Origin of the sequence: Aestuariivivens sediminis (genome assembly GCF_022662105.1) — a bacterium.
GTDB lineage: Bacteria > Bacteroidota > Bacteroidia > Flavobacteriales > Flavobacteriaceae > Aestuariivivens > Aestuariivivens sediminis.
The window spans coordinates 64,766-90,339 of the sequence record NZ_JAKMCP010000003.1; the positions used below are offsets into that span (position 1 = coordinate 64,766).

Below are 25,574 nucleotides of genomic sequence, written 5' to 3' on the forward strand. Positions count from 1 at the left end.
ATCCTATAAGCCCGCAGGTGTGAGATTCATATGGCCTCAGGTCCTACCGGTGTTAGCTATTCCCCCTAAGTCCTGCATGATATGACCCAATTGGAAAGGGGTCGCATGAAACACCAAGAGCGTCCTTTGTTTCCTTGTCTATTTTCTTTTTTTCGTTCCGGGATCGTTATACCTGTTTGTCCCAATGGTCTAAAAAACGCGTTAATTCATAGCCGGACCGACGCTTATGGGTTTTTAGGTATTAAACTGATATAAATCATAGTAATTCTACAAAAAATTCAATACCATTCATAATTATATAAAAACCCTATAATTAATTTCTAGCCAACATGAAACGCTTAGATCTCAAGCTCAGTTTGTTGTTGATACTCGCCTTTATTTTATTGAGTTGGATAACCCGAACAGGGTCCATGTACTATGTACCCACAACATTGGATGATTTCTTCATGCCCGGATCACAACCCCTGGAGTCCGGCACCTTCAATTCATCCGATCAATGTGCCAATTGTCACGGCGATTACGATATGGCCGTAGAGCCCAGCTATAATTACAAGGGCAGTATGATGTCGCATAGCATGCACGATCCCTTGTTTGAAGCTTCCTTAACCATAGCCAATCAGGATGCCTTATTTTCAGGTGATCTCTGCATCCGGTGTCATACACCAAGCGGTTGGCTTGAAGGACGCAGTACGCCAACAGATGGATCGGCATTAACCAGTAATGATCGGGAAGGGATCCAATGTCACTTCTGTCATAAACTAGTAGACCCCTTGAGTACCAGATCGGAAGATTTAGCGTATATAAATACCTTACCTGCAGAACATATCCCCACACAATATGGCAATGGCATGTATGTGGTAGATTCTGATGACCTTACCAGACGAGGCCCTTATGATGATGCCAATGCCAACCACCCCACCTTATACTCCCCATTTCATTCATCATCGGAACTTTGTGCGACCTGTCACGATGTAAGTAATCCCGCATTCAGCAAGGCACCTGATGGCAGCTACCAGCCCAATGCCACAGGTATGCCGGCCCCTTCCTTTGATAAATATGAACTGTTTCCCGTAGAACGCACCTATAGCGAATGGAAAATGAGTGCCTATAATACTCCGGAAGGCATCCCTTCCGATGTGTTTGGTGGGACAAAGGCTAATGTGTCGACTTGTATCGATTGTCATATGGCCCAAACTACCGGTAAGGGCTGCAACAAACAGTTTGCCCCAACCAGAAATAATTTGGCCATTCATGATTTAACGGGCGGCAATACTTTTGTCCCCCTGCTCATTAAGGATAAATTTTTTGGCGTAGTGGATGCCAACGCCATTGATGCCGGTATACTGAGAGCCCAATATATGCTCCAACATGCCGCAACCTTAAATCTTAATGTCGTGGCTGCCGTCAACGGATACGATGTTGAAGTCGAAGTCATTAATGAAACAGGACATAAATTACCTTCGGGTTACCCCGAGGGAAGACGCATGTGGATTAATGTGGAAGCCTACGACATAGCCGACAATCTGGTCTATGAATCCGGTGCCTACGATGAAGCTACCGGCGAATTGAACCAAAATGGCACAAAAATCTACGAATCAAAATTGGGGTTAAGTGAGGATGTCGCTGCTCTGGCCAACCTCAATGGCACAGGCGTTTACACTGCGGGAGAATCCTTTCATTTTGCATTGAATAATGTGGTTGTGAAAGATAATCGCATTCCGCCCCGTGGATTTACCAACAGTAACTTTGAAGCCGTGCAAGCTGCTCCTGTGGGCTATTCTTATCCCGATGGCGCCTATTCCGACATCACCTCTTATACGGTTCCCGAAACCACCTATCGTATAGAGGTTAAGCTATTATATCAAACGGCTTCCAAGGAATATATTGAATTTCTACGAGATCAAAACGTCACCGATACTAAAGGACAGGAACTTTACGATCTTTGGATAGCCCACGGGAAATCCAAGCCGGAAGTCATGCAGGAAGCTGAGTTTTATACCTCTGCATTAAGTCTGGCAAACGATCAAACCATGGATAAAGCCATAAGACTATATCCTAATCCGGCCAACCATACCGTAAACGTCCTTTTTAATTTTACCACAGGAAAGAAGATTAAACTAGACCTCTACAGCACCAATGGTATTAAATTACGGTCGGTCATCGATAATAAAACGGTAATGGCTAACGACAAGATTCAATTTGAAACCTCCAATTTACCCGGTGGTATTTACATTTTAAAATTTCAAGTCAACCAAAAAGTAACATCAAAATTATTGGTCATCAAATAAGACGCTTTTAAGTCATATACAGAAACCTTGTCACAGTAAGTCTGCACAGGAACTTGAATGAAACGGCGACTCCCATAGCCTAATGGCCATGGAATATTCCTGAATAAAGATCAGGGGGTAGTCCTGCTTTTTAAATAATTGTGGCGGACCACCCTGGCCGTCTTATGATCCCCACCGTGATGCCAACCCGGAGGCATGACCAAATACAATAGTTTGTTTTTTAATCCGGGAGCCCGGGACACATCTTTATACAGAGCAATGATCTCTCCAAAATAGACATCCAAAAAACTGCCGGAATCCATGCTGCGGGTAATACCATATTCAATTTTAACGCTGTCCACTTCCTCCTGATAGGTGCCAAATAGTCTATCCCAAATATTAAGCAGATTGCAAAAATTGGTATCCATGTATAACGGATTTCTCGCATGATGGACGCGATGGTGTGATGGGGTAAGAATGAATTTGCTTAAAAACCCAAATTTTCCGTTTCTGATTAAATTCTCACCCACGTGAATAAAGGCCCCGTACGTGCCGTCGATAAACATGATTAAAAAGAGGAGTTCGGGCTGTACACCCAATAAAATACATACTGTGGTACGGATAACATCCGCATAAGGTGCTTCCAGAAAGAAATGGGCATAAGTCACCGAAAGATTCATGTTTTCCGGGGCGTGGTGTGTGGAATGCAAACACCAAAACAATCGGACTTTATGACCCCAATAATGATACAAGAAATGGCCAAATTCCCAAACGATGTAGCCGTAAACCAGCCAATACCAGGTGAAACGGGTTTCCAATAAGGCATAGGGTTGAAATAACCCTATACAAAAAGTTACCATGGCAATGGCAATGAACCTTCCGACAAACCTGTTAAAGACGTAGATCAAAAAATTAACTTTATAGACCTTAGTTTGCGGTTTCTTGTAGATCAGGCCCAATACCAATTCCAACAGGACCAGCAAAGGTATAATCGGGTAGATTAACGCGGTTATCCCATCATAGGTCTTAAAGGCTTCAAAATTTCCGGCCTGCAAAATATCCAAAGCCTGTCCTATTCCCAAAAAACCAATGATTTCCTCCCAAAACAGTTTTAAAATTTCCATGTCTAAAGGGTATTCCAAAGTTTATAGGAGGAAATGTATAACTTTTTCAGAGTAAAAAAAAATCCCAAGTAAAAACTTGGGATGCCTTATAAGGAATTCAATATTAAATTATCCATCAGGGTGCATAAAACTCTGTTTGGCCAAAAGTTCATCTTCTGTTTCAACGTGATCCTCATCCGGTACACAACAGTCTACAGGACAAACGGCGGCACATTGAGGTTCATCATGAAACCCTTTACATTCGGTACATTTGTCGGGAACGATATAGTAAAACTCATCACTTATGGGTTCTTGTGGTTCGTCGGCATCCACGGCTTTTCCATTGGTGAGTACCACACTGCCACTTAGGCTCGTCCCATCTTTATAGCGCCAATCATCAGCGCCTTCATATATTGCGGTATTAGGGCACTCCGGTTCACAAGCGCCACAATTAATACATTCGTCCGTTATTATAATTGCCATAGCGTTTTTTCTTTTTAAATTTGCAATCGCAAAAGTAAAGCCAAAACTATACAAAACCAAATTAAGCATGGAATTACACGAAAGAATTGATGCTTTTGTAAAATTAGGTACTTTTTTGGGACAATTTTCAAATGAAGTTCCCGTAAAAAATGATAATGTTGAATACCACTCCCTTTTCTTTGATGGCTTTAAACATCAAATAAAATTGGCCGAAGAACACAATGCATGGTTTACTGCAGAAAACATCCGTTTTGCTCTGAATTCATGGGCAGAAGCCCTAACAGAACATAATGTTAAGACCTGGTTAAACCCCTATGCCTTCAACCAGGTAACACAGAAAAAAGTAGCCATAATCATGGCCGGCAATATTCCATTGGTAGGCTTTCACGATTTTTTGTCGGTACTCCTTTCCGGTCACAGTGTTTTGGTAAAACCATCGTCCAACGACAAGCACCTGCTACCCTATTTGGCCAAATATTTGGAGCATGTGCAACCACAGTTTAAAGACCTTATCGCTTTTACCTACGATAAAGTAGAACACTTTGATGCGGTTATTGCTACAGGAAGTAACAATACCGTGCGGTATTTTGAATCCTATTTCAAAAACAAACCATCCCTCATTCGAAACAATAGAAATTCAGTTGCTGTTCTTACGGGACAGGAAACTCCCGACGCGTTGGAAGCGCTTTCAGAAGACATTTTCAGATACTATGGTTTAGGTTGCAGAAACGTATCCAAACTGTTTGTCCCCCGGGATTACAAGTTCGATGCTTTTTTTGAGGCCATTTACCATTGGCATCCCATTATTGACCAGGTAAAATATGCCAATAACTACGACTATAATAAAGCCATCTATTTAATGAGTGAGTTCAACATTTTGGATAATGGGTTTTTTATGATCAAAGAAGATACCAGTTACAGCTCCCCCATCGCAACCCTTTTTTATGAATATTACGATAGCCCCGATTCCTTGAAAGAAAAATTGAAAACGGATAAACCTCTAATTCAATGTATCGTTTCTAACGGATTTACCGAAAATGAAATTGCTTTTGGACAAACCCAAAAGCCTAAACTTTGGGATTATGCGGATAGTGTCGATTCTATTAAATTTTTATTATCAATTTAACCAAAAAATTATTGAATTCTTACTAAGAAATACTCAATAAATTAGGAAATTTGTTCCTTTAAATTTTTTAAATTAAACAATGAAAAAACATAACTTTAGTGCAGGGCCATCTATTCTTCCTCAAGAAGTTTTACTCAAGGCTTCAGAGGCTGTTATGGACCTAGACGGTAGTGGGTTGTCATTAATTGAAATATCGCATCGAAGCAAAGCTTTCGTGGATATTATGGAAAAGGCCAGAGCTCTGGCTCTGGAGCTTCTTGGGCTTGAAGGCAAAGGTTATAAGGCCTTGTTTTTACAAGGTGGTGCCAGTACCCAATTTTTAATGGTAGCGCTTAATCTTTTAGAAAAAAGAGCGGGCTATTTGAACTCCGGAACCTGGGCTAACAAAGCCATCAATGAAGCTAAAATTTACGATGATATTTATGAAGTAGCGAGTTCTAAAGAGGCCAACTATAATTATATACCGAAAGGCTACGACATTCCGGAGGATTACGATTATTTTCACTGTACCTCGAACAATACCATTTTTGGTACTCAGATGAAAGCCTTTCCCGACTCACCCATCCCTATGGTATGCGATATGAGTAGCGATATCTTTTCACGTACTTTAGATTTCTCAAAATTCGGGATCATTTATGCCGGAGCACAAAAAAATATGGGTCCCGCAGGCACGACCTTAGTCGTTGTTAAAGAAGATATATTGGGCAAGGTATCACGGAAAATTCCGTCCATGATGGACTATAAAAAACATATTAGCAGTGGCAGTATGTTTAATACACCTCCCGTTTTTGCCGTTTACACGTCCATGCTAACCCTGGAATGGTTGAAAAATTTAGGTGGTATTGCTGCCATTGAAGAAGAAAACGAAAAGAAAGCGCGCCTCATTTATTCTGAGATTGATTTAAACCCTTTGTTTAAAGGATTTGCCGTAAAGGAAGATCGGTCTTACATGAACGCCACCTTTACTCTGGAAAATGAAAACTTGAAGGAAACCTTTGAGACCATGTTAAAAGAAGCCGGCATCAATGGACTTAATGGCCATAGAAGCGTTGGTGGCTATCGCGCCTCAATGTATAATGCGCTTCCCCTTGATAGTGTAAAAGTTTTAGTGGAGGTCATGAGTGAGTTAGAAAGTAAGGCTTAGGTCGTTTTTTATAGGATCTACGAACCATAAGCAGTACGCAATCTGACAGATAAAACATGTCGGTGTTGTCTATCCGAAGACCTGATCAAGAGGATTGCAATGCCTTTAAAAAGATGAAGATTTAATTTGAAGTTAATATAAGTTCCATAAACATTAAAGCCATTAGCTTCTAACGTTTAACTGTAAACATAAAAATGAAAGTATTAGCAAACGACGGCATATCAAAAAGTGGTATCGAAGCCCTGGAACAAGCCGGTTATGAAGTGATCACAACAACCGTTGCCCAGGAGCAATTAATTGATTACATAAACCAAAATAATATAGCGGTCTTATTAGTGCGCAGTGCGACTACGGTTCGTAAAGATGTCATTGATGCCTGCCCTGGTTTAAAAATTATTGGACGCGGTGGTGTAGGTATGGATAATATTGATGTTGAATATGCCAGATCCAAAGGTCTGCATGTTATCAATACGCCGGCCGCATCTTCACATTCGGTTGCAGAATTGGTTTTTGGCCATTTTTATGGTTTGGCCCGTTTTTTACACCACTCGAACAGAGAGATGCCTTTGGAAGGAGATTCCAACTTTAAAGGTCTTAAAAAGGCCTACGCCAAAGGGATTGAACTGAAAGGCAAGACCTTGGGTGTTTTAGGGTTTGGCCGCATAGGTCAGGCTACCGCTAAAGTGGCTCTGGGTGCGGGTATGAAAGTTGTTGCCTTCGATCCCTATTTAGAAAAAGCCAATTTACAATTGGAATTTTTTGATGGCCAGAAGGTGACTTTTGAAATTACGACCGTTTCCAAGGAAGAGGTCCTCCGACAAGCCGATTTTATAACCCTTCACGTACCGGCCCAAAAAGATTACGTCATTGATGAAAAAGAGTTTAACATGATGAAGGAAGGTGTTATTTTAGCCAATGCTGCCCGGGGTGGCGTGGTGAACGAAGTGGCCCTTGTTAAAGCCATTGAAAGTGGGAAAGTGGCCGGAGCCGCTTTGGATGTGTTTGAGAAAGAACCAAAGCCGGAAATTCAATTGTTAATGAATGCTTCCTTATCGCTTACCCCCCATACCGGTGCAGCCACAAATGAAGCACAAGACCGGATCGGTACAGAACTGGCTTCTCAAATTGTTAGCATTTTAGGATAAAAATCCATTACTCATATAGACGCATTGGACCTAAGGGTCCTTTCAAGTCCTGACACATCGTTAGGGCTTTTTTGTTAAATGTATTTAAATAAAGAGCAGTAAGGAATGATTTTTGTAACTTTAGTATAGAAGAAGAAAAATAGGTGAATCACAAGGATAAAGATGGGTTATGTCATCGTTTTGAGATGAATTCGTCCCGTTTTTACCGTTGTGATATCCTGCAAAACAAATAAAAAATTGAAATATGAAAAATCTACTCCTTTCTTTGGTGATCATGATCTTTTTAGTGGGTTGCCACGCTACAAAGTCCAGGACCTCCAATACAGATGCGGTTGAGCAAGAGATCGCCGCAACTACCAGTGATACCGTAACCATAGCCAATGACGAACTCGAATATGAAATCATTATCATAGAACCGGGATTTAATGCTTGGCTGCTTAGTACCGCAAGACCTGAAGGTTACTATTCCCAGGGCTTTTTAGAAAGCAGAAATTACCTCTATGTCACCGAATGGAACCAAAGAGTGCGTCAACCCCTGCGTTATAATCCAAACCTCTACGAAATGCAAATCGACTACAGTCCGAATATTGATTACGGGTATGAAGTGAATTATAAGCTGTATAATTATTTTATTTATTTTCAACGGACCTATAAACAGAGATTAGGACCATTTACACCCAGAATTTAAAACGCTTTTCTTATTTTTGACCCACGTAACAAACACCAAACGCCTTGGAAAAAATAAAAAAACGTTGGGACATCCATAAAAATTGGCAATTCGGCATTCTGGTATTAGGAATTGTGGGTATTGGCTATTGTTCTTATGCATTAGCGCTCCTGTGTTTGGAACGTCAACCCCTTATTTTTATTATAGCGTTAAGTTTGGTTTTCTTTTTTATACTTCTAAAACTCATCCTGAAAATTTTTGATAAACTTCAAACTAAATGGAACGTCAATTACAGATGGGAACTCATTACTATTTTTTTTGTTTTTGCCATTACAGGATCGTCTTCCGTTTTTGTAGGGCGTCCAGTGATTAAAATGTTAGGAATTACTAAGGAAAATTTACCTGATTTAGCCTATTGGTTCTTATATGTTGTTATTGGGTTTGTGTTTTATCAAATTTTATTGATTGCCATTGGCTGGTTATTCGGGCAGTATCGATTTTTTTGGGATTTCGAAAAGAAAATGCTTCACCGAATGGGTCTCAAAAGATTCGGGAATTAACCATGGGCGCTTTAAAGGAACATATGGCCTTTAGAATTTTTACACTACTGGTAATCGCCGCATTACTTACACCCACCGTGGTTAAATTTACACATACGTTTTATCATCACACCCATAAGGTGTGTACCGGGGAAAAATCGACCCATTTACATAAAATCGATCTGGACTGTGAATTATTAAAATGCCATCTCCATAAAAACTTTACACTTTCTTCATTTACGATTACGCTTTTTTCTGAAGACCCACTTCAATCTATAACAGAAGCCTATTATTTCTTTTTAAGCGACTACCAACGCCTTCACTTTTCGCTTCGGGGGCCCCCTCAAATTAATTTTGTTTAAACCGTCATTGGAGGTATTCCAAAACTTTTTTACCAAAATTAATTTGAACATAAATGAAACACATAATACTTATTTTGTTTTGTCTTTTAGGCTTATCCCTAAAGGCACAAAACCACATTCAAGGACGACTAACAGATGCCCTTTCAAAACAACCCATTGAAGGCGCCAATCTGTATTTTCCGGAATTGGAAAAAGGGACCATGTCCCAGGCACAAGGTGAATTTTATATAAAAAACATTCCCAACGGAACCCACAAAATAATCATTTCCTATCTGGGATATGAAACCCTTTCCATAACCGTAGACTTTCCCTATAATGGCACGTTAACCATAGACCTGGAGCCTTCCGTAATTGAAATGGAGGGCATCATCATATCCACCCCCTTTCATAAACTCCAAAGTGAAAATGTCATGAAAGTCGAAAGGGAAAATGCGAATAACTTACAAAAACAGGGGGCAGTTACCCTGGCCCAAGGCCTCTCCAATATCTCTGGCGTAAAAAATAATGCTACCGGATTAAGTATCGGTAAACCTGTTATAAGGGGTTTAAGCAGTAACCGTGTATTGGTCTATACCCAGGGGATCCGATTGGAGAATCAACAGTTTGGAAGCGAACATGGATTAGGTCTTAGCAGTAATGGTATTGAAAGTATTGAAGTTATTAAAGGTCCGGCTTCCCTGCTCTATGGAAGTGATGCATTGGGTGGTGTAATCTATATAAATCCGGAAAGGTTTGCACTTAACAATACGGCTCAGGCGGATATCTCGACAACCTATTTCAGCAATACGCTGGGGTATAATTCTCATCTTGGTGCCAAGCAATCGGGAGACCGGTTCAAATTTTTATTTCGAGGCGGTGTTGCGGAACATGCCGATTACAAAACAAAGGATTACCGGGTGACCAATACACGATTTAGGGAAACCGACCTTAAAGCCGGAATAGGTTATCAAATGAACCGGTTTAAGACGGAATTGCGATACAATCTAAACCAATCCAAACTGGGAATTCCAGAAGATATTGGTGAACCCTCCAGGCTGAAAACCCCGCTTTTTCCATTTCAGTATATCACAAACCATGTCCTCAGTTCAAGATCGACCATTTTCCTGAACAACTCGAAATTGGATGTGAATTTTGGATTACTATATAACGACAGAAAAGAATTTGAAGACCATCATCACGGTGAAGAAGAACATGGAGATGAACATGAGGAAGAGCATGAAGAAGACCATGAGGAAGACCTTGATGATCCCATTGAAGCCGCACTTCACATGAAATTAAAGACCTTGAACTATGATATAAAATACCATCTTCCCGAGCTTGGTAAGTTTGAAACGATAGTAGGTCTTCAGGGCATGACCCAATCGAATGCCAACTATGGTGAAGAACAACTCATACCAGACGCTACAACCCACGACATTGGCCTATTGGCCACGTCTCACATTCACTTTAAAAAGGCCGATGTCCAATTAGGTGCGCGAATTGACAACCGACAAATTAAGGTCCCCTCCGGGATCCACAAAACCTTCAACAGCTTTAATGGTGCCTTGGGATTAAAGACCACCGTATTAAACGGATGGATCACACGGGTGAATTTGGCTACCGGGTTTAGAGCCCCGAATTTGGCCGAACTCACCTCGAACGGTTCTCATGAAGGTGCAAACAGATATGAAATTGGAAACGAGACCCTTAAAAATGAAAGCAACCTTCAGTTCGACCTGTCCATGGAATACCAAAGTGACCATTTTGAATGTTTTGTTAACGGATTTTATAATACCGTTAGTGATTATATTTATTTGGCACCAAACGGAAATTTTATAGATGGAGACCCCGTGTTTATCTATCTTCAGGATGATGCGAAATTGTACGGTGGTGAAATGGGGTTTCACTTACATCCGCATCCCCTGGATTGGTTGCATTTTGAAAGCAGTTTTGAAACCGTTACGGGTAAACAGGGCAATAATGACGATTTGCCCCTCATTCCCGCCAACACCTTAACACATATTTGTCGTGCCGAATTTGATAAGGATTGGTTAAAAAATGGATATGGCTTTATAAAATACCAATTCACCTTTAGTCAAAATAACATCAGTAGCTTTGAGACCCCTACGGGAGCCTACCAATTATTAAGTCTCGGTGCAGGAGGTATCATCACGATGTTCAACAAGCCCTTGGATATACGCATTGCGGTGACAAACCTGACCAACAGGAGGTATATAGACCATTTGTCACGTTTAAAACCTGATGGCATTTTAAATATGGGAAGGAATGTGAGCTTGGGGATGACTTATAGTCTTTAAGGCCTTGAAATTTATTTTTAAGCGCTGGGAGACCTAAAAGAATTATGGCCTCTTGAAAAAGAAAATCCTTAAGGATAAAAATAGAATCCCCTGGTTAGAACTTTACCATTTTATAACCATGCAGTAGCCAAAAACTCCTGTGAATTTTTAAAAAACTCCTGTGAATTTTGAAAATTCACAGGAGTTTTTCAGGAATCGATGCTTATTAAATTTATAAAGTTGGACGAGAAAAGACCTGATGTTCGCGTAATAAAGGTACCGTTATCCCGTCACCGAAAACCCCTTACCCAGATGGTATCCATCTTTGAGTCAATATGGCCTGTTTCAGGTGGATCATGTAACGGAATCTCCTATTTTGAATCCATCGCCCAGGCCGTTCATCTTATTTAGAATCCGGATAAGATTACCGCTGTCCGTTTAAGGATTGCTTACTTTGGCTTTAGTGAACACATAAGTATACAACCACATTAACGTAAAGGTTGGAATGACGTCAACCCCGGGCAAGGCTTCTTCAATAAAAGAAATGATCCCGGCAATTTTACCGGGTTTTCCTTTATAAAGTTTGGTCATGATCCAAGCTGAAAGCGGTGCCCAAACCACATCTGAAAATTCACCAATCCCGGGTATCACAAAAGACAGGTATCCAACGGCATCACATATAATGCTCAGGGCCAATATGTGGTATTTATTCATGTGAGCTTATTTTATGAGGAGCAAAAGCCTTAAACTGTCATTTTCCAATAAGTTTTAAAAACTCATTACGGGTCTCGATCTTTTCAAACTGGCCTCTAAATCCAGAGGTGGTGGTAATGGAATTTTGTTTTTGAACACCCCGCATCATCATACACATGTGGGAGGCTTCAATGACAACTGCGACTCCCTGGGGCTTTAAGGTATTATTGATACAATCCAGAATTTGTTCATTAAGCCGTTCCTGAACCTGCAAACGCCTGGCAAAGACATCGACCACCCTGGGTAATTTACTCAGGCCAACAATATTCCCGTTGGGTATATAGGCGATGTGTACCTTTCCAAAGAAAGGCAGCATATGGTGTTCGCAAAGGGAATACAGTTCAATATCCTTGACAATAACCATTTCGTCATAGGACTCCTTAAACATGGCACTTTTAAGTATCTCCACAGGATCCTGATGGTACCCCTGCGTTAAAAATTGCATGGCTTTAGCGGCACGTTCTGGGGTCTTTAAGAGCCCATCGCGAGTCACATCCTCTCCCAGACCTTCAATAATGTTTTTGTAACGCTCCTTGACTTCGTCGGTTATCCGAATATTGTACTCCTCGAACTTTTTATAAGGCATCATTCTTTTTTTCATGGGTAAGATATACAATTTTACGCTTTTAAGGTCGGCTTTGTGGTCAAAAAATGACAGGGATTCAAACTTGGCCATAAAGATATGTGTTCTAAATTGTATAGACCAAGTTAAAATATTAAATTCACCATCTATTTTTTGAGTTATATGATCAAAGCAAAGAACATTCATAAATACTACGGTAATTTACATGTTTTAAAAGGCGTGGATATTCAGGTTAATAAAGGAGAGATTGTTTCCATAGTCGGTGCTTCGGGTGCCGGTAAAACCACCCTGTTGCAAATATTGGGGACCCTGGATATGGCCTCGAAAAAAGAAGATTACACGCTTGAAATCAATGCCACGGATCTAAAATTGTTGAGTGACAAAAAGCTTGCTAAATTTAGAAATGAGCATGTCGGATTCATTTTTCAGTTTCACCAGTTGTTACCTGAATTCACGGCCCTGGAAAATGTCTGCCTTCCGGCTTTTATAAAAGGGACCAAGAAAAGTGATGCTGAAAAGCATGCCAGGGAACTTTTGGACTTTTTAGGCCTGTCTGAGCGCTATACGCATAAACCCAATGAACTCTCCGGCGGCGAGCAACAACGTGTGGCGGTGGCTCGGGCTTTAATTAACCATCCGGACCTGATCTTCGCCGACGAACCTTCCGGCAATCTCGATAGCGAATCGGCGGAACACTTACACCAATTATTCTTCAAATTAAGGGAAGAATTTGGTCAAACCTTCGTTATCGTCACCCATAATAAGGAACTGGCCAATATGGCGGACCGTAAATTGGTTATGGTTGATGGCAACTTTGTTACGAGTAATAAAGATTAGCCTATTAACAATCCATAACTGTTACCCCTGGATTTAGGTATCCGTTAATGGTACATCCACAATAAACTCTAAAAACTGTAGTTAACTGATCCATTTGAAGCGACAGACAACTTTTTGGATATTCATGTTAATCCTGGTCCTGAATTTGGGTTTTTGAATGATGTCAGTGGAAATTGGCTTTAGCTTACCATAACCGTTAAGGGGCTGTTATGAGTGGTTAGCACGTTTCTTTTTATAGATAAATCGAATGCGGACAAAACATATAAGAACCAAGGATTTTAATAATAAAATTGAATTAAAAACCTGTAAAGCCACTTTACAGGTTTTTAGTTATTTGAATGGGTGAACTGGAATTTATATCCCATTTAATTTACAATCCTATTATCTTGAACACGGAATTGTTATTTTGAGATTCATTATTGTTTTTGGCTACATTAATGATCTTCAAATTCGTTACAGCAGAAGGTGAATTACAATCTCCCTCTCCTGTTTCCGGGTTGGTTAATACGAATCCATTATTGACTTGAACGCTTAGTTGTAAATTATTGACAGTCATACTTTCTTCAGGGTTTTCCGGGAAATACAATGGACCAAAACCAAAGTCAATAACACTATATGGTGCGGTCCAATTCACATGAAAATGCCCAATCTTCTCATCATCACAAATATTGGAAAACAATATTTCCCCTGTAAACAAATTAGAGATTTCAACGTAGGGATTATTGGTATTAGCAGAGAATTGCGCTTTATTCTCATCAAATACTTTAACATCGATTAATGGATCGGGATTTCCTTCTTCATTTAGTTCATAGACCAGAATAAGGTTCGGAAAATCAAAAAATCCAATAAAATTTGAAAAAGCCCCCGATTTTTCAAAAAACATTACCCCATTGCTATTGGAATTTTTGGAGTTGGCCATTTTAGACACCGTACTTACAACATTGGTGAAATCCAAACTTTGATTAAATGATTTTTTAATGGGTGAATCTCTACTCAATTCTGGTTCTGAGTTAGATGTAGAACACCCAAAAATTAGAAATGCCACGACGGACAAAACAAAAAAAAGTCTTTTCATAATTGGTTGATTTAAATTAAAAATTAGTTAACCCATACTATAAAAAGGTCGTGTGGTATCTTTGGGTACCTCAATGGAAAAGCTAATTAATAATTGTTAGGGAGTTATATCTGTTCTACAAATTTTGATGTACAACAGTTTAAATATAGTAAATAATATTTAAATATGACCCATTTTCTTATTCGCAACCCGCCAATACTCAATATTAAAAAAACCATATATTTGGATTTAAATTAAATTTAGATCGAAACACAAGACCTTAAGGAATTCTTAGATACCAAGGTACTTCAGTATAACCACCCCCGGTTTATTGAAAGTGATCCCATACAAGTTCCGCATGCCTTTACGGCCAAAGAAGATATTGAGATTGCCGGTTTTTTGACCGCTACGATTGCCTGGGGCAATAGAAAAAGTATTATCAGCAGTGCCAAACGCTTAATCGAATTGCTTGACAATGCCCCTTATGATTTTGTGCTTAACCACACGCCAAGCGATCTGGACAGATGCGTCCCATTTGTCCACAGAACGTTTAATGGCGAGGACTGTAAACAATTTATAAGATCACTACAACACCTTTATAAGACCTACGGTGGATTGGAGTCCATATTTAGCAAATACGCAGAAACGGATTCGTTGCAGGGTGCTATTTCCCGCTTTAAATCACTATTTTTCGAAATAGACCATAGGCCAAGAAGTCAAAAGCACATTAGCGACCCCTTAAAAAATTCGGCAGCCAAACGTATAAATATGATGCTCAGATGGTTTGTGAGAAGGGATAATTCCGGAGTGGATTTTGGTATCTGGAAAAGCCTCTCGCCTGCTCAACTGTCCTGCCCATTGGATGTGCACTCCGGAAATGTTGCCAGAAAACTGGGTTTACTAACTCGAAAACAAAATGATGCCAAGGCTTTACAGGAATTGGATCAAAATTTAAGACATTTAGATCCCATGGACCCTGTAAAATATGATTTCGCCTTGTTCGGTTTGGGGGTTTTTGAAAAATTCTAAATGCTTCGAAGGATGGCGCTTTTAGGATATTTACCAGGAAATTTTCCCTTGGTCCACGCACGTCAATATAAGCCCTGTTACAGATCTCCACGTATCTGCTGATCATAACATTTGAATGATTACCAGATATGAGTGAAGATCATAAGACCGAATAAAAGCCTTACCTTAAACATTAAGGCCCTTAACGGGCGTTATTCATGGTTATGTTCGGCATGGTTATCCCCTTCAACCTGGCCCGATTGGTTCATGGCCATCGCATGGTCATATTGACAGCATTCAGGTAAATTTTTATAGGCTTCTTCATTCCCTGCAACACGCTCTGTATCATAACCTGATGCGGCGATTGCATTGTGGAAAGCCATTTCATCCGTCTTAGAACCGTCAAAAACAACCGTCATGGCTTTACGGTTCACATCCCACGTTGCGGTAATAACGCCTTCCACACCATTTGCCGCCTTCTCAATGGTTTGTTTGCACATGACACAATTTCCCCTCACACCAAAGGCGGTTTCCACCCTTGAAAGTTCATCAGACTGCACGTGTTCTACGGTTTCCATTTTTGTCTTAGCGTCATGCTTACAGCTCATTAATCCTGTTATTGCTATGACTGCAACACTTAAAATGACTTTTTTCATAATTTAAAAATTTAAAGGTTTTATTCTATTATTTGTTTTACCTCGCCACAGGTTAACATGGCTCCCCCGAAATAGGGATTGATTACTTTTTTTTCCTTGCTCAACCAATAGGCGCCTTTGTTATTATCGGCCATTGGACAAAATTCCACATAGACTTTTTCCCCGATGCCAAATATTTGTATAGCATGGATTATAGGGGATGATAAATGCTTAAAATGACTACGCTGCGCTTTTAGTGCTGTTGCTTTGGAAATGGAACTTGTGACTAATTTCAATTCGTTTTCCAATGACATCCAATGGGTTCGCGCTATGGTATCGGCCAATTCGGTCTGGTCCATGTCATCCAGTTTACCCATCAATCCCTGTGCCGCATCTTTTACGGCCTTACGATCATTATGCACTAAAGCATCCTTTAGTTGTATATATGCCTCATAGACCTCCTTTAATTGCTTTTGGAAGCCTACCGATACGGTGATTCTTTCATTGGGGTTCGAATAATTCTCCTGATTTGCAGACATTATTGGTGGTGTCCCCCAATGGCCTTCATGACCCGTCATTGATGTGCTCCCGTCCTTGTTCATCATCGATTTTTTGCCTTGTAATTGCGCCGCTGCATCGACGGTAAAGGTGCCGTTGGTAACAATTTCATCACCCCTTTTCAAACCGCCCAGAACCTCGTAATACGCGCCTAAGGGCTTTCCTAAAATGATGTCGCGCATCTCAAAAATGGGTTGATCCGGTTGGGGCTTCAAATACACGACGGAGCGTTCTCCCGTCCATAAAACAGCAGATTTGGGGATCGTCAAAACCTGTCCGCCAGAGGTTTCAAATCCCTGTATCCGGCCTTCAACGAACATTCCGGGTTTAAGCAAGCCGTCCTTATTATCTAAAACCACTCTTAATTTTACCGTTCTGGTCCCGGAATCCAGAATGGGATCAATAAAATCCACTCTGGCCTTAAAGGCTTTGCCCGGATAGGCATGCGTGGTTATGGTAATGTCCTGTCCCGTTTTGAACAGGTCAATCTGATTTTCATAGACATCCAAATTAGCCCAAACCGTATTTAAATTGGCGATCTTAAACAAGGGTTGCCCCTGTTTGATATAATCGCCTTCTTCAACCAATTTATCGGTAACCGTTCCGGAAACCGTTGCAATAACCGGGAAATTTTCCTTTACTGTTCCCGATGCTTCAATGCCATTAATTTGATCCTCTGATAACTTCCATAATTTTAATTTGTTTCGAACCGCCTTATACAATTCCGGTTGGGATTCCTTTAAAGTAGCAGCTGTAATTAATTCTTGTTGAGCCGCGTACAATTCCGCGGAATAAATAGTGGCCAAACGTTGCCCTTTTTTAACCTCTTCCCCCTTAAAGCTGACATTCAATTGTTCTATTCTCCCCGTAAAATAGCTCACCTGGACCACATTGGCTTCCTCATTTTCTACAATTTTACCGGAGAGCTTGATGGATTGATCCGCTCCGGAATTCGTCCCGACAATTGAGGTTTTAATGTTGGCCAATGCCATGGCATTATCGGTCAATTGGAATTGATCCGCCGAAAGCCCGTCGGCGGCGGTCTCCGCCGGGATTAAATCCATACCACAAATAGGACAATCCCCGGGCTCGGGTTGCATTATTTGTGGATGCATGGAGCAGGTCCACATTTGTCTCGTTTCAGCGACTTTAAGATGATCGTGCTCACCTTCCTTATGGGAAGGGTTACCAAATAGCCACCAGCCCAGTAGCAATCCGATAAGTAATACTGCGATATAAACGATATATTTCTTCATGATGTTTTCTTTTTTATTCGTATTCGTACTATTTGTTAGCATAGTACCGTGTTAACAGTCCTTAATGCCATAGATTTTATCCCTTCGGATATATCCGCTTTGAATGGGCTTAATTCATTATTGACTGATGTGGATCCTTGGCTTAGCTGTTTAAGATGGTCACGGCTACCATAATCCATATGAATCCCAAACCAAAATCGGATTCCTGAAAAGCATTCGAAATAAAAATGCATTTTACTGATTTTCAATATTATATTGCTTCTTACCATAATTAAATATTTAAACGTCTTAACCGTAACGCATTGGATATGACCGATACCGAACTGAAACTCATCGCCAAGGCAGCAATCATTGGGGAAAGTAATATTCCGAAAACGGGAAACAGGACCCCTGCAGCAATGGGCACGCCCAAAGTGTTATAGATGAGTGCAAAAAACAGGTTTTGCTTAATATTTTTCATCACAGCATCACTTAAATTTCTTGCCTTTACAATACCGTTTAAATCCCCCTTAACCAAGGTTATCATGGCGCTTTCAATGGCCACATCTGTTCCTGTTCCCATGGCAATGCCTACATCACTTTTGGCTAAGGCCGGTGCATCGTTAATCCCATCACCTGCCATGGCAACCACCTTACCGCTGTCCTGCAGTTTTTCAACTGCTTTTAACTTATCCTCGGGAAGCATCCCGGCTTTAAAATCCGCAAGTTTTAATTCGGAGGCTATGGCCTGTGCCGTTTCATAATTGTCCCCTGTAAGCATGACCACATCTATTCCCTTGCGTTGGAGCTCCTGTATGGCTTTTGCACTGGTTTCCTTTAAATTATCCCCAATAACAACATATCCGGCTACTTGTTTATCAATGGCCAAAAATGACACTGTTTTGCCCTGTTGCTGATAGGTTTTAGCCTCGTCATCCATTTCGGAAGTGCGTTCTGCCCCAACAAAATCCATCATCTTTGGATTTCCTAAAGCAACCTTCTTTCCATTAATTTCAGTTTCCACCCCTTTACCGGTAACAGCTTTAAAGTTGTTCGATTTTAACAGGTCCACCTGATGCGCCTTTCCATATTTAACGGTTGCTTCCGCTAAGGGGTGTTCGCTATTGACATTGACCGATACCATATATTGCAACACGTCCTCCTCTTTGAAACCACCAAACGCGCCCACTTTTATTACCCTGGGTTTTCCTTCGGTAATCGTGCCTGTCTTATCCACAATCAAGGTATTTATCTGATCCATTTTTTCAAGCGCCTCCGCATTTTTAATTAATACACCATTTTGAGCTCCTTTTCCAACACCTACCATCACAGACATGGGTGTTGCCAAACCCAATGCACAGGGACAGGCAATGATTAGAACCGCAATCGCATTAACAAAGGCATAGACATAGGCCGGTTCCGGCCCCCAAATGGACCAGACCATAAAGGTGATAATTGATATGATCACCACCAGGGGCACAAAATAACGCGATACCTTATCTGCCAAATTTTGAATGGGTGCCCTGCTTTTACTGGCCTTATTGACCATTTGAATGATTTGAGAAAGCAAGGTGTCGCTACCTATTTTTTCGGCTTTCATCAAAAAAGATTGGTTGCCATTAATGGTACCACTACTAACCTGGTCTCCAACGGATTTCTGTACGGGAATGGGTTCTCCTGTGATCATGGACTCATCAATACTGGTTTCACCTTCTGTTATGGACCCATCCACAGGGATTTTATCGCCGGGCTTCACTTTTATAATATCATTTAACGCGATGTCATCAATACGTACCTCAACTTCCTCCCCATCCACAAGTTTTATGGCCTTGTTGGGTGCTAATTTTAATAATTCCTTTACGGCTGAATTGGTCTTACTATGCGCTCGAGCCTCCAACAGCTGGCCTAGCAGTACCAGGGTTAAAATAACTGTTGCAGCCTCAAAATAGACATGAACGGCGTTAGACTCCGTTTTAAACTCTTCAGGAAAAACAGCGGGAAACAGCATTCCTATAATACTAAATAGCCACGCTACACCTGCGCCAATCCCAATAAGGGTAAACATATTTAAATTCCAGGTTTTAATACTTCGGTACGCCCTTTCAAAAAACATCCAGGTGGCATAGAATACTACCGGAAGGGATAAGACAAACTGTACCCAATTCCAACGGTGCTGTGTCATGACCTCATATAATGGGTTGTTCGTAAACATGTCGCTCATGGCAATGAGAAAAATGGGTAATGTAAAGGCAGCGGCAATCCAGAACTTAAACAACAGGGTATTATAGGTTTTTTCTTCTGCCGAAGGTTCTGGTCGCAGAGGAACCAGATCCATTCCACAAATAGGACAAGACCCTGGCTGATCTTTGATAATGTCCTGGTGCATGGGGCAGGTCCATTGTTCATTAGAGACCTCGGAAAGGTTCTGTTCTTCAATTAAATCCATACCACAAACAGGACATTCACCGGGTTTGTCATAGGTTTTTTCACCTTCGCAGTGCATAGGGCAGTAAAATAGGCCATTGCCATTTGCTTTGGCTTGATTTTTCGTTTTGGGTACTGAAGTATGCTCCTGCTCCCCAGGCATATGAATGCTATATCTTCCGCCATCCTCTTGCAGGGCGTTTTGAAATGTTTCCAATGGAATATGGCTTTCCATTTCGATGGTAGCCTCCCCTTTTTCCAGATTAACAGACGCCTTTACAACGCCTTTTACTTTGGAAAGGGTTTCCTCTACATGATTGCGACATCCGTTGCATGTCATTCCGTTTATTTGATAAGTGTGTTTCATTTTTTATTGGATCACATAATTAATAATTGACGTCTGAACATAATAGGCTTTAATGGCCTCTATTTGGTTCAGTTGAAACTTTAGTTGTAATTCCTGAATATCCAAAACATCATTAAAATCAATACCTCCTGTTTCGTATCGGGATAAAAGAATATCTTCAGCATCTTTAGCTTGTTTGAGGTTTTTGGTTGCGGTAGTATGACTTATCCTGGCTGAAATACGGGCTTTAAGGGCTTTGTCCAAAAGGGTTTCCAGCCTGTTTAACCGGTCTTGTTTCTGATAATTGATTTTGTGTTGTTCCAACGCGTTTTGTTTCGTTACCGATCGATATTTTTTATTGAATATTGGAATGGAAACAGAAAGCATTGGCATGACAATATCTTTGCCATTATCACTAAAGGTTAAGTCCGGTCGTTTTTCGACGTTTATATAATCCAGCCCGAAACCAAACATCGGGCTACGGTCTTTCCGATTTAAGAGTTCGGACTGCTCAATAGATTGATAGAGTTTATCATATTTGATGAGTTCGGGGTGTAGGGTTAATTGATCCGTATCAACATCAAAATCTTCAGAAGGCATCTGCAATTCCTGAATAATAGTTACAGCAATATCTTTATCTCGGCTTAAGAGTTTATTGAGTAAGGTTTGCTCTGCTAAATACTGTTGCATCAAAACTTGCTTAAGTTGCTCCAATTCATTTTGACGCATTTGTAACCTCAAAACATCAACAGCCGAGGCCTGGTCTACTTCAACAGAGGTTAAAGCTAAGGTTTCATAGGTTTTTAATAATGCGATGTTTTCGGTTAAAACCTCTTGTTTACTCTTATTCTCATAAAGATAATAATAGGATTGTGAGATTGAAGCCACTAATTTTCTCTTAGCGATAACGATATCTTCATACCTGGCTTCCGCTAATGCAGTGACATAATGTTCTCTTGCCGTCAATTGTCCAAACCATGGCAACATTTGTTTTGCGGATACCTTGAACCGTTGTGCCCCGGTTCGGGTTTCCGGTTCACTAACAAAATAACCAACCCCAAATTCCGTGTTAGGGATGGTGCTGACTTCGTTAACTTTTTCTGAAGCTATGCGGTATTGCATTTCAAATTGTTGAATTTCCGGATTGTTGGATAAGCCTTCCGCGATGAGCCTATCCAATTCCTGAGCCCCTGAAACGTCATAGACCAGTAATACGATTATTACTATAATTGCTCTTTTCATTTTGCGGTTCGTTTTAGTTGAATTTCATGGTTCCAGCTAAATAATACCGGAACAATAAACAAGGTTATTAATGCTATTAACATGCCTCCAAAACTTGGAATTGCCATTGGAATCATAATGTCGCTTCCTCGTCCTGTTGAGGTCAACACAGGTAAAAGGGCCAATAGGGTTGTTGCCGTTGTCATTAGGCAGGGTCTAATCCGTTTCTTACCCGCTTCAACTACCGACATCCTAATTTCTTTTTGGTTTTTGGGCTTGTTTTTTTGAAAAGTCTGGGTTAAATAGGTAGCCATTACTACCCCATCATCCGTTGCGATACCAAACAGGGCAATAAAACCAACCCAAACCGCAACGCTTAAATTTATGGGATGCATTTGGAACAGGACTCTTAAGTTCTCTCCAAAAACATTAAAGTTTAAGAACCAGTTCTGACCATAAAGCCATATCATTATAAAACCACCGGCAAAAGCCACCGCTATTCCCGAGAATACCATGAAAGAGGTAGACACAGAGCGGAATTGAAAATAAAGAATTAAGAAAATGATGAGTAATGCCAGAGGAACTACCAGTGCCAAAGTTGCTTCTGCTCTTAATTGATTCTCATAGGTTCCGGTGAATTTATAGTTGATTCCTTTTGGTACGATCAATGCTCCTGAATCTATTTTTTCCCTAATTAATGCCTGTGCATTTTCAACGACATTGACCTCTGCGAAGCCCTCTAATTTGTCGAATAACACATAACCCACCAAGAAGGTATCTTCACTTTTTATAACCTGCGGCCCTTGCTCATACCGGATGGTAACCAGCTCCTTTAAGGGAACCGGATTACCATTTTCAACAGGAACATAAATTTGTTCCAAATCATTTGGATGTCCTCTTAGCTCTCTTGGATAACGCACGCGAACGCCATAGCGCTCCCGACCTTCAACGGTCTGCGTCAGCTCCATTCCACCAATGGCGACCTTCAGCACCCGTTGCACCGCATCAATAGTCACTCCATAACGCGATAGTTTTTCTCTATCAATATCAATTAACACATAAGGTTTTCCAACAATTCGGTCGGCAAATACAGCTTCCTGCTTAACCCCTTTCACTTGTTTGAGAATAGCTTCCAACCGAATGCCAAAGGCCTCTATTTGTTCTAAATCCTGACCTTTAACCTTAATTCCCATTGGTGCACGCATACCGGTTTGCAACATGACCAGTCGCGTTTCTATAGGCTGAAGTTTTGGCGCCGAAGTCACACCCGGTAATTTGGTGACCTTAACGATCTCATTCCAAATGTCATCAGGAGATTTAATTTCCGGTCGCCAGTTGCGGTAAAGCTCACCTCTTTTGTCTGGTATTAAATCGGTGTGGTGAATGTTTTGTTTTAAAGTGCCGGTTTGGGATGTGTTATTCGGGTTGGCAATAAAACGCCCATCTCTTAACTCGAACAGTCCCTTATCATTGATTTTAAAGCGCTGCCGCTCACCCCTTTCATTGAGCATGTATTCAGGTTTGTATTGAATTATATTTTCATACATGGACAAAGGCGCGGGATCTAATGCAGATTCTGTTCGTCCGGCCTTTCCAACAACCATTTCAATTTCCGGAATTTGGGCGACCGCCATGTCTAACTGCTGTAAAACACGTTTGTTTTCCTCAACACCGGAATGCGGCATGGATGTCGGCATTAACAGAAAGGTCCCTTCATCCAAGGACGGCATAAACTCTTTACCTGTGTTTCTCATGATGGCAATCCCCGCAACGACAATTAGTGTTGGTATGGACAAGAAAAATACTTTATGGCTCAAGCACCATGCTAAGATCCTTGTATAATATCTCATGAATAACGAAAATATGCCGAGTAACCCAAAGCACAGGGTCCCCACAAAGACGAGATTCCAAAAGACACTTTTATCGACTCCCAAAGGACGCCAGTAAATGGCCAATAGAAACACAATGGCACATACTGAAATGATCATATTGATGCTATTGGATTGCTTTACAGTTATCCTTTCCCTCCGTTTTAGTAATCCAGTTACACCAAATGCCATTAGAACCAATCCCAACCAATATCCATATATGAGAACGATGCCCCCCACTATTATCCATAGTCCACTTAAAGCATCGTTAAACCTGTTTTTAATCCGTTGCTTTCGGAATAGAAACGCTGCGAAAGGGGGTATTAAAAAGAGGGCAATCAGAATCGAGGCGGTTAATGCAAATGTTTTGGTAAAGGCTAAGGGCCTGAAGAGTTTGCCTTCGGCGCCAATCATGGTAAATACAGGAATGAAACTTATAATGGTGGTCATTACCGCAGTTATAATGGCTCCTGACACCTCAGTGGTCGCATTATAAACCACGGTATTAATGGACACGTTTTCCTTATTATCCTTCAAATGGCGAAGGATGTTTTCTGAAAGTATGACCCCAACATCTACCATGGTACCAATGGCAATGGCGATTCCTGAAAGGGCCACGATATTGGCATCTACTCCAAACAGCTTCATAGCGATGAACACCATTAATACGGCTACAGGTAATAATCCCGAAATAAGGACAGAAACTCGTAAATTGAAAACCATGATGACAATAACCAAAATGGTTATGAGTATCTCCATGGTTAAGGCCTCATTTAAGGTGCCTAAAGTTTCCTGGATAAGTTCGGTCCTATCATAAAAGGGAACAATCGTTAATTGTGACGTTCTACCGTCTTTAAGCACCTTCGCGGGCAAGCCGGAACTCAGTTCCTTAATCTTATCTTTAACATGGTCAATAACTTCCATAGGGTTGGCTCCATATCGGGCCACAATAACACCCCCAACAACTTCCGCACCTTCCTTGTCTAAAATCCCACGCCTTGTGGAAGGGCCCAGTGACACCTTCGCAATATCCTTTATTGTTATGGCGGTAAAATCTTTGGAAGTCACGACGGCATTTTCTAAATCGGCAACCGATTTCACATACCCTAAGCCCCTTACCAGGTATTCGACCTGATTAATTTCTAAGGTCTGAGCCCCAATATCCCTGTTACTTTCTTTAACAGCCTTCACGACATGTTCCAGGTTCACCTTGTACTGGCGCATCAGTTCGGGGTTAACATCGATTTGGTATTCCTGAACATAACCCCCGATAGAGGCTACTTCTGAAACGCCACTGGCAGATGACAACGCATATTTAACGTAAAAATCCTGAATGCTTCTAAGTTCATGTAAATCCCATCCACCGGTAACCTTTCCGTTCTCATCACGACCTTCCAGGGTGTACCACAAAATTTGTCCTAAACCGGTAGCATCCGGACCTAATACGGGATTAACACCCTCAGGCAATAAACCAGCAGGTAAGGAATTTAGCTTTTCCAGAATACGACTTCGACTCCAATAAAACTCAATGTCTTCTTCAAAAATGATATAGATACTTGAAAAACCAAACATGGACGAGCTCCTAATGGTTTTAACCCCCGGGATACCGAGCAAGGTCGTTGTAAGTGGATAACTTATTTGGTCTTCAATATCATGAGGTGAGCGACCATCCCACTTTGTAAATACGATTTGTTGGTTTTCACCAATATCAGGGATGGCATCTACAGCGACCGGATGTGTTGGCAACCACTTAATATCCCAATGAAATGGCGTATTAATGGTTCCCCAGAAAATGAATAACACGAGTAGTAATACCGCTACCAGTTTATTCTCTATTAAAAATTTGATGCTTTTGTTGAGCATTGGATTTGATAGTTAACAATTAGACATTAGTGTCACAGAAACACCGAATACCGCGAATTACCCAAAGACCTGTGGTC

Annotated in this window: 20 protein-coding genes; 10 read left to right on the top strand and 10 right to left on the bottom strand. The window is 40.9% G+C overall.

Annotated elements, in window-relative coordinates; genetic code table 11:
- The first annotated feature begins 329 nt into the window (after positions 1-329).
- Positions 330-2,288, top strand: coding sequence for a T9SS type A sorting domain-containing protein (locus tag MR054_RS08350; protein WP_242157457.1), 1,959 nt, complete (start codon positions 330-332; stop codon positions 2,286-2,288).
- Between the two features lie 110 nt (positions 2,289-2,398).
- Here MR054_RS08350 and MR054_RS08355 read toward each other — a convergent pair whose 3' ends face one another.
- Complete coding sequence (locus MR054_RS08355) at positions 2,399-3,391, bottom strand: sterol desaturase family protein (RefSeq protein ID WP_242157458.1); 993 nt, start codon at positions 3,389-3,391, stop codon at positions 2,399-2,401.
- Between the two features lie 108 nt (positions 3,392-3,499).
- Entirely contained in the window at positions 3,500-3,853 is a 354-nt protein-coding gene (locus tag MR054_RS08360) for a 4Fe-4S dicluster domain-containing protein (RefSeq protein WP_242084745.1), read from the bottom strand.
- Positions 3,854-3,920: 67 nt separating this feature from the next.
- Here MR054_RS08360 and MR054_RS08365 point away from each other — a divergent pair, with 67 nt between their 5' ends.
- The 7 genes from MR054_RS08365 to MR054_RS08395 all read left to right on the top strand — a co-directional run bounded on the left by MR054_RS08365 (position 3,921) and on the right by MR054_RS08395 (position 11,133).
- The gene (locus MR054_RS08365) at positions 3,921-4,979 is read left to right on the top strand and encodes an acyl-CoA reductase (RefSeq protein WP_242084747.1); all 1,059 of its coding nucleotides are present in this window, start codon (positions 3,921-3,923) and stop codon (positions 4,977-4,979) included.
- Between the two features lie 79 nt (positions 4,980-5,058).
- Positions 5,059-6,123, top strand: coding sequence for a 3-phosphoserine/phosphohydroxythreonine transaminase (serC, locus tag MR054_RS08370; RefSeq protein WP_242084749.1), 1,065 nt, complete (start codon positions 5,059-5,061; stop codon positions 6,121-6,123).
- A 194-nt stretch (positions 6,124-6,317) separates the two neighbouring features.
- Positions 6,318-7,268: a D-2-hydroxyacid dehydrogenase gene (locus tag MR054_RS08375; RefSeq protein ID WP_242157460.1), complete on the top strand. Its 951-nt coding sequence runs from the start codon at positions 6,318-6,320 to the stop codon at positions 7,266-7,268.
- A gap of 244 nt (positions 7,269-7,512) precedes the next feature.
- The gene (locus MR054_RS08380; RefSeq protein ID WP_242157461.1) at positions 7,513-7,956 is read left to right on the top strand and encodes a DUF6146 family protein; all 444 of its coding nucleotides are present in this window, start codon (positions 7,513-7,515) and stop codon (positions 7,954-7,956) included.
- Positions 7,957-8,000: 44 nt separating this feature from the next.
- Positions 8,001-8,495, top strand: a complete 495-nt coding sequence (locus MR054_RS08385; RefSeq protein ID WP_242084755.1) for a DUF6787 family protein — start codon at positions 8,001-8,003, stop codon at positions 8,493-8,495.
- A 2-nt stretch (positions 8,496-8,497) separates the two neighbouring features.
- Positions 8,498-8,836, top strand: coding sequence for a hypothetical protein (locus tag MR054_RS08390; protein ID WP_242157462.1), 339 nt, complete (start codon positions 8,498-8,500; stop codon positions 8,834-8,836).
- A gap of 53 nt (positions 8,837-8,889) precedes the next feature.
- Complete coding sequence (locus tag MR054_RS08395) at positions 8,890-11,133, top strand: TonB-dependent receptor (RefSeq protein ID WP_242157463.1); 2,244 nt, start codon at positions 8,890-8,892, stop codon at positions 11,131-11,133.
- A 417-nt stretch (positions 11,134-11,550) separates the two neighbouring features.
- Here the strand turns inward: MR054_RS08395 and MR054_RS08400 are convergent, their stop codons facing one another.
- A complete protein-coding gene (locus MR054_RS08400) occupies positions 11,551-11,826 on the bottom strand; it encodes a hypothetical protein (RefSeq protein WP_242084761.1) in 276 nt (91 codons plus the stop codon).
- Between the two features lie 37 nt (positions 11,827-11,863).
- On the bottom strand, positions 11,864-12,454 hold the full coding sequence (gene folE, locus MR054_RS08405) for a GTP cyclohydrolase I FolE (protein WP_242157989.1): 591 nt from the start codon (positions 12,452-12,454) through the stop codon (positions 11,864-11,866).
- A 156-nt stretch (positions 12,455-12,610) separates the two neighbouring features.
- Between folE and MR054_RS08410 the strand changes: the two genes are divergently transcribed.
- Positions 12,611-13,285: an ABC transporter ATP-binding protein gene (locus MR054_RS08410; RefSeq protein ID WP_242157990.1), complete on the top strand. Its 675-nt coding sequence runs from the start codon at positions 12,611-12,613 to the stop codon at positions 13,283-13,285.
- Positions 13,286-13,655: 370 nt separating this feature from the next.
- On the opposite strand, the gene MR054_RS08415 is transcribed toward MR054_RS08410, so the two are convergent.
- The gene (locus MR054_RS08415) at positions 13,656-14,360 is read right to left on the bottom strand and encodes a hypothetical protein (RefSeq protein ID WP_242157464.1); all 705 of its coding nucleotides are present in this window, start codon (positions 14,358-14,360) and stop codon (positions 13,656-13,658) included.
- Between the two features lie 243 nt (positions 14,361-14,603).
- On the opposite strand from MR054_RS08415, the gene MR054_RS08420 reads away from it, so the two are divergent.
- A complete protein-coding gene (locus MR054_RS08420; protein ID WP_242157991.1) occupies positions 14,604-15,368 on the top strand; it encodes a TIGR02757 family protein in 765 nt (254 codons plus the stop codon).
- Positions 15,369-15,559: 191 nt separating this feature from the next.
- Here MR054_RS08420 and MR054_RS08425 read toward each other — a convergent pair whose 3' ends face one another.
- The 5 genes from MR054_RS08425 to MR054_RS08445 all read right to left on the bottom strand — a co-directional run bounded on the left by MR054_RS08425 (position 15,560) and on the right by MR054_RS08445 (position 25,497).
- Entirely contained in the window at positions 15,560-15,955 is a 396-nt protein-coding gene (locus tag MR054_RS08425) for a heavy-metal-associated domain-containing protein (RefSeq protein ID WP_242157465.1), read from the bottom strand.
- A gap of 68 nt (positions 15,956-16,023) precedes the next feature.
- Positions 16,024-17,796: an efflux RND transporter periplasmic adaptor subunit gene (locus MR054_RS08430; RefSeq protein ID WP_242157466.1), complete on the bottom strand. Its 1,773-nt coding sequence runs from the start codon at positions 17,794-17,796 to the stop codon at positions 16,024-16,026.
- Between the two features lie 271 nt (positions 17,797-18,067).
- Positions 18,068-20,566, bottom strand: coding sequence for a heavy metal translocating P-type ATPase (locus MR054_RS08435; protein WP_242157467.1), 2,499 nt, complete (start codon positions 20,564-20,566; stop codon positions 18,068-18,070).
- A 3-nt stretch (positions 20,567-20,569) separates the two neighbouring features.
- Complete coding sequence (locus tag MR054_RS08440; protein WP_242157468.1) at positions 20,570-21,787, bottom strand: TolC family protein; 1,218 nt, start codon at positions 21,785-21,787, stop codon at positions 20,570-20,572.
- The gene (locus MR054_RS08445) at positions 21,784-25,497 is read right to left on the bottom strand and encodes an efflux RND transporter permease subunit (protein WP_242157469.1); all 3,714 of its coding nucleotides are present in this window, start codon (positions 25,495-25,497) and stop codon (positions 21,784-21,786) included. The genes MR054_RS08440 and MR054_RS08445 overlap by 4 nt, the downstream gene beginning before the upstream one ends.
- Positions 25,498-25,574 lie beyond the last annotated feature (77 nt).

What these genes read in the sequence shown, in the direction of transcription:
- MR054_RS08350 (WP_242157457.1), top strand. Translation starts at nt 330, where the DNA reads ATGAAACGCTTAGATCTCAAGCTCAGTTTGTTGTTGATACTCGCCTTT.
- MR054_RS08355 (WP_242157458.1), bottom strand. Translation starts at nt 3,391, where the DNA reads ATGGAAATTTTAAAACTGTTTTGGGAGGAAATCATTGGTTTTTTGGGA.
- MR054_RS08360 (WP_242084745.1), bottom strand. Translation starts at nt 3,853, where the DNA reads ATGGCAATTATAATAACGGACGAATGTATTAATTGTGGCGCTTGTGAA.
- MR054_RS08365 (WP_242084747.1), top strand. Translation starts at nt 3,921, where the DNA reads ATGGAATTACACGAAAGAATTGATGCTTTTGTAAAATTAGGTACTTTT.
- serC (WP_242084749.1), top strand. Translation starts at nt 5,059, where the DNA reads ATGAAAAAACATAACTTTAGTGCAGGGCCATCTATTCTTCCTCAAGAA.
- MR054_RS08375 (WP_242157460.1), top strand. Translation starts at nt 6,318, where the DNA reads ATGAAAGTATTAGCAAACGACGGCATATCAAAAAGTGGTATCGAAGCC.
- MR054_RS08380 (WP_242157461.1), top strand. Translation starts at nt 7,513, where the DNA reads ATGAAAAATCTACTCCTTTCTTTGGTGATCATGATCTTTTTAGTGGGT.
- MR054_RS08390 (WP_242157462.1), top strand. Translation starts at nt 8,498, where the DNA reads ATGGGCGCTTTAAAGGAACATATGGCCTTTAGAATTTTTACACTACTG.
- MR054_RS08395 (WP_242157463.1), top strand. Translation starts at nt 8,890, where the DNA reads ATGAAACACATAATACTTATTTTGTTTTGTCTTTTAGGCTTATCCCTA.
- MR054_RS08400 (WP_242084761.1), bottom strand. Translation starts at nt 11,826, where the DNA reads ATGAATAAATACCACATATTGGCCCTGAGCATTATATGTGATGCCGTT.
- folE (WP_242157989.1), bottom strand. Translation starts at nt 12,454, where the DNA reads ATGATGCCTTATAAAAAGTTCGAGGAGTACAATATTCGGATAACCGAC.
- MR054_RS08410 (WP_242157990.1), top strand. Translation starts at nt 12,611, where the DNA reads ATGATCAAAGCAAAGAACATTCATAAATACTACGGTAATTTACATGTT.
- MR054_RS08415 (WP_242157464.1), bottom strand. Translation starts at nt 14,360, where the DNA reads ATGAAAAGACTTTTTTTTGTTTTGTCCGTCGTGGCATTTCTAATTTTT.
- MR054_RS08425 (WP_242157465.1), bottom strand. Translation starts at nt 15,955, where the DNA reads ATGAGCTGTAAGCATGACGCTAAGACAAAAATGGAAACCGTAGAACAC.
- MR054_RS08430 (WP_242157466.1), bottom strand. Translation starts at nt 17,796, where the DNA reads ATGAAGAAATATATCGTTTATATCGCAGTATTACTTATCGGATTGCTA.
- MR054_RS08435 (WP_242157467.1), bottom strand. Translation starts at nt 20,566, where the DNA reads ATGAAACACACTTATCAAATAAACGGAATGACATGCAACGGATGTCGC.
- MR054_RS08440 (WP_242157468.1), bottom strand. Translation starts at nt 21,787, where the DNA reads ATGAAAAGAGCAATTATAGTAATAATCGTATTACTGGTCTATGACGTT.
- MR054_RS08445 (WP_242157469.1), bottom strand. Translation starts at nt 25,497, where the DNA reads ATGCTCAACAAAAGCATCAAATTTTTAATAGAGAATAAACTGGTAGCG.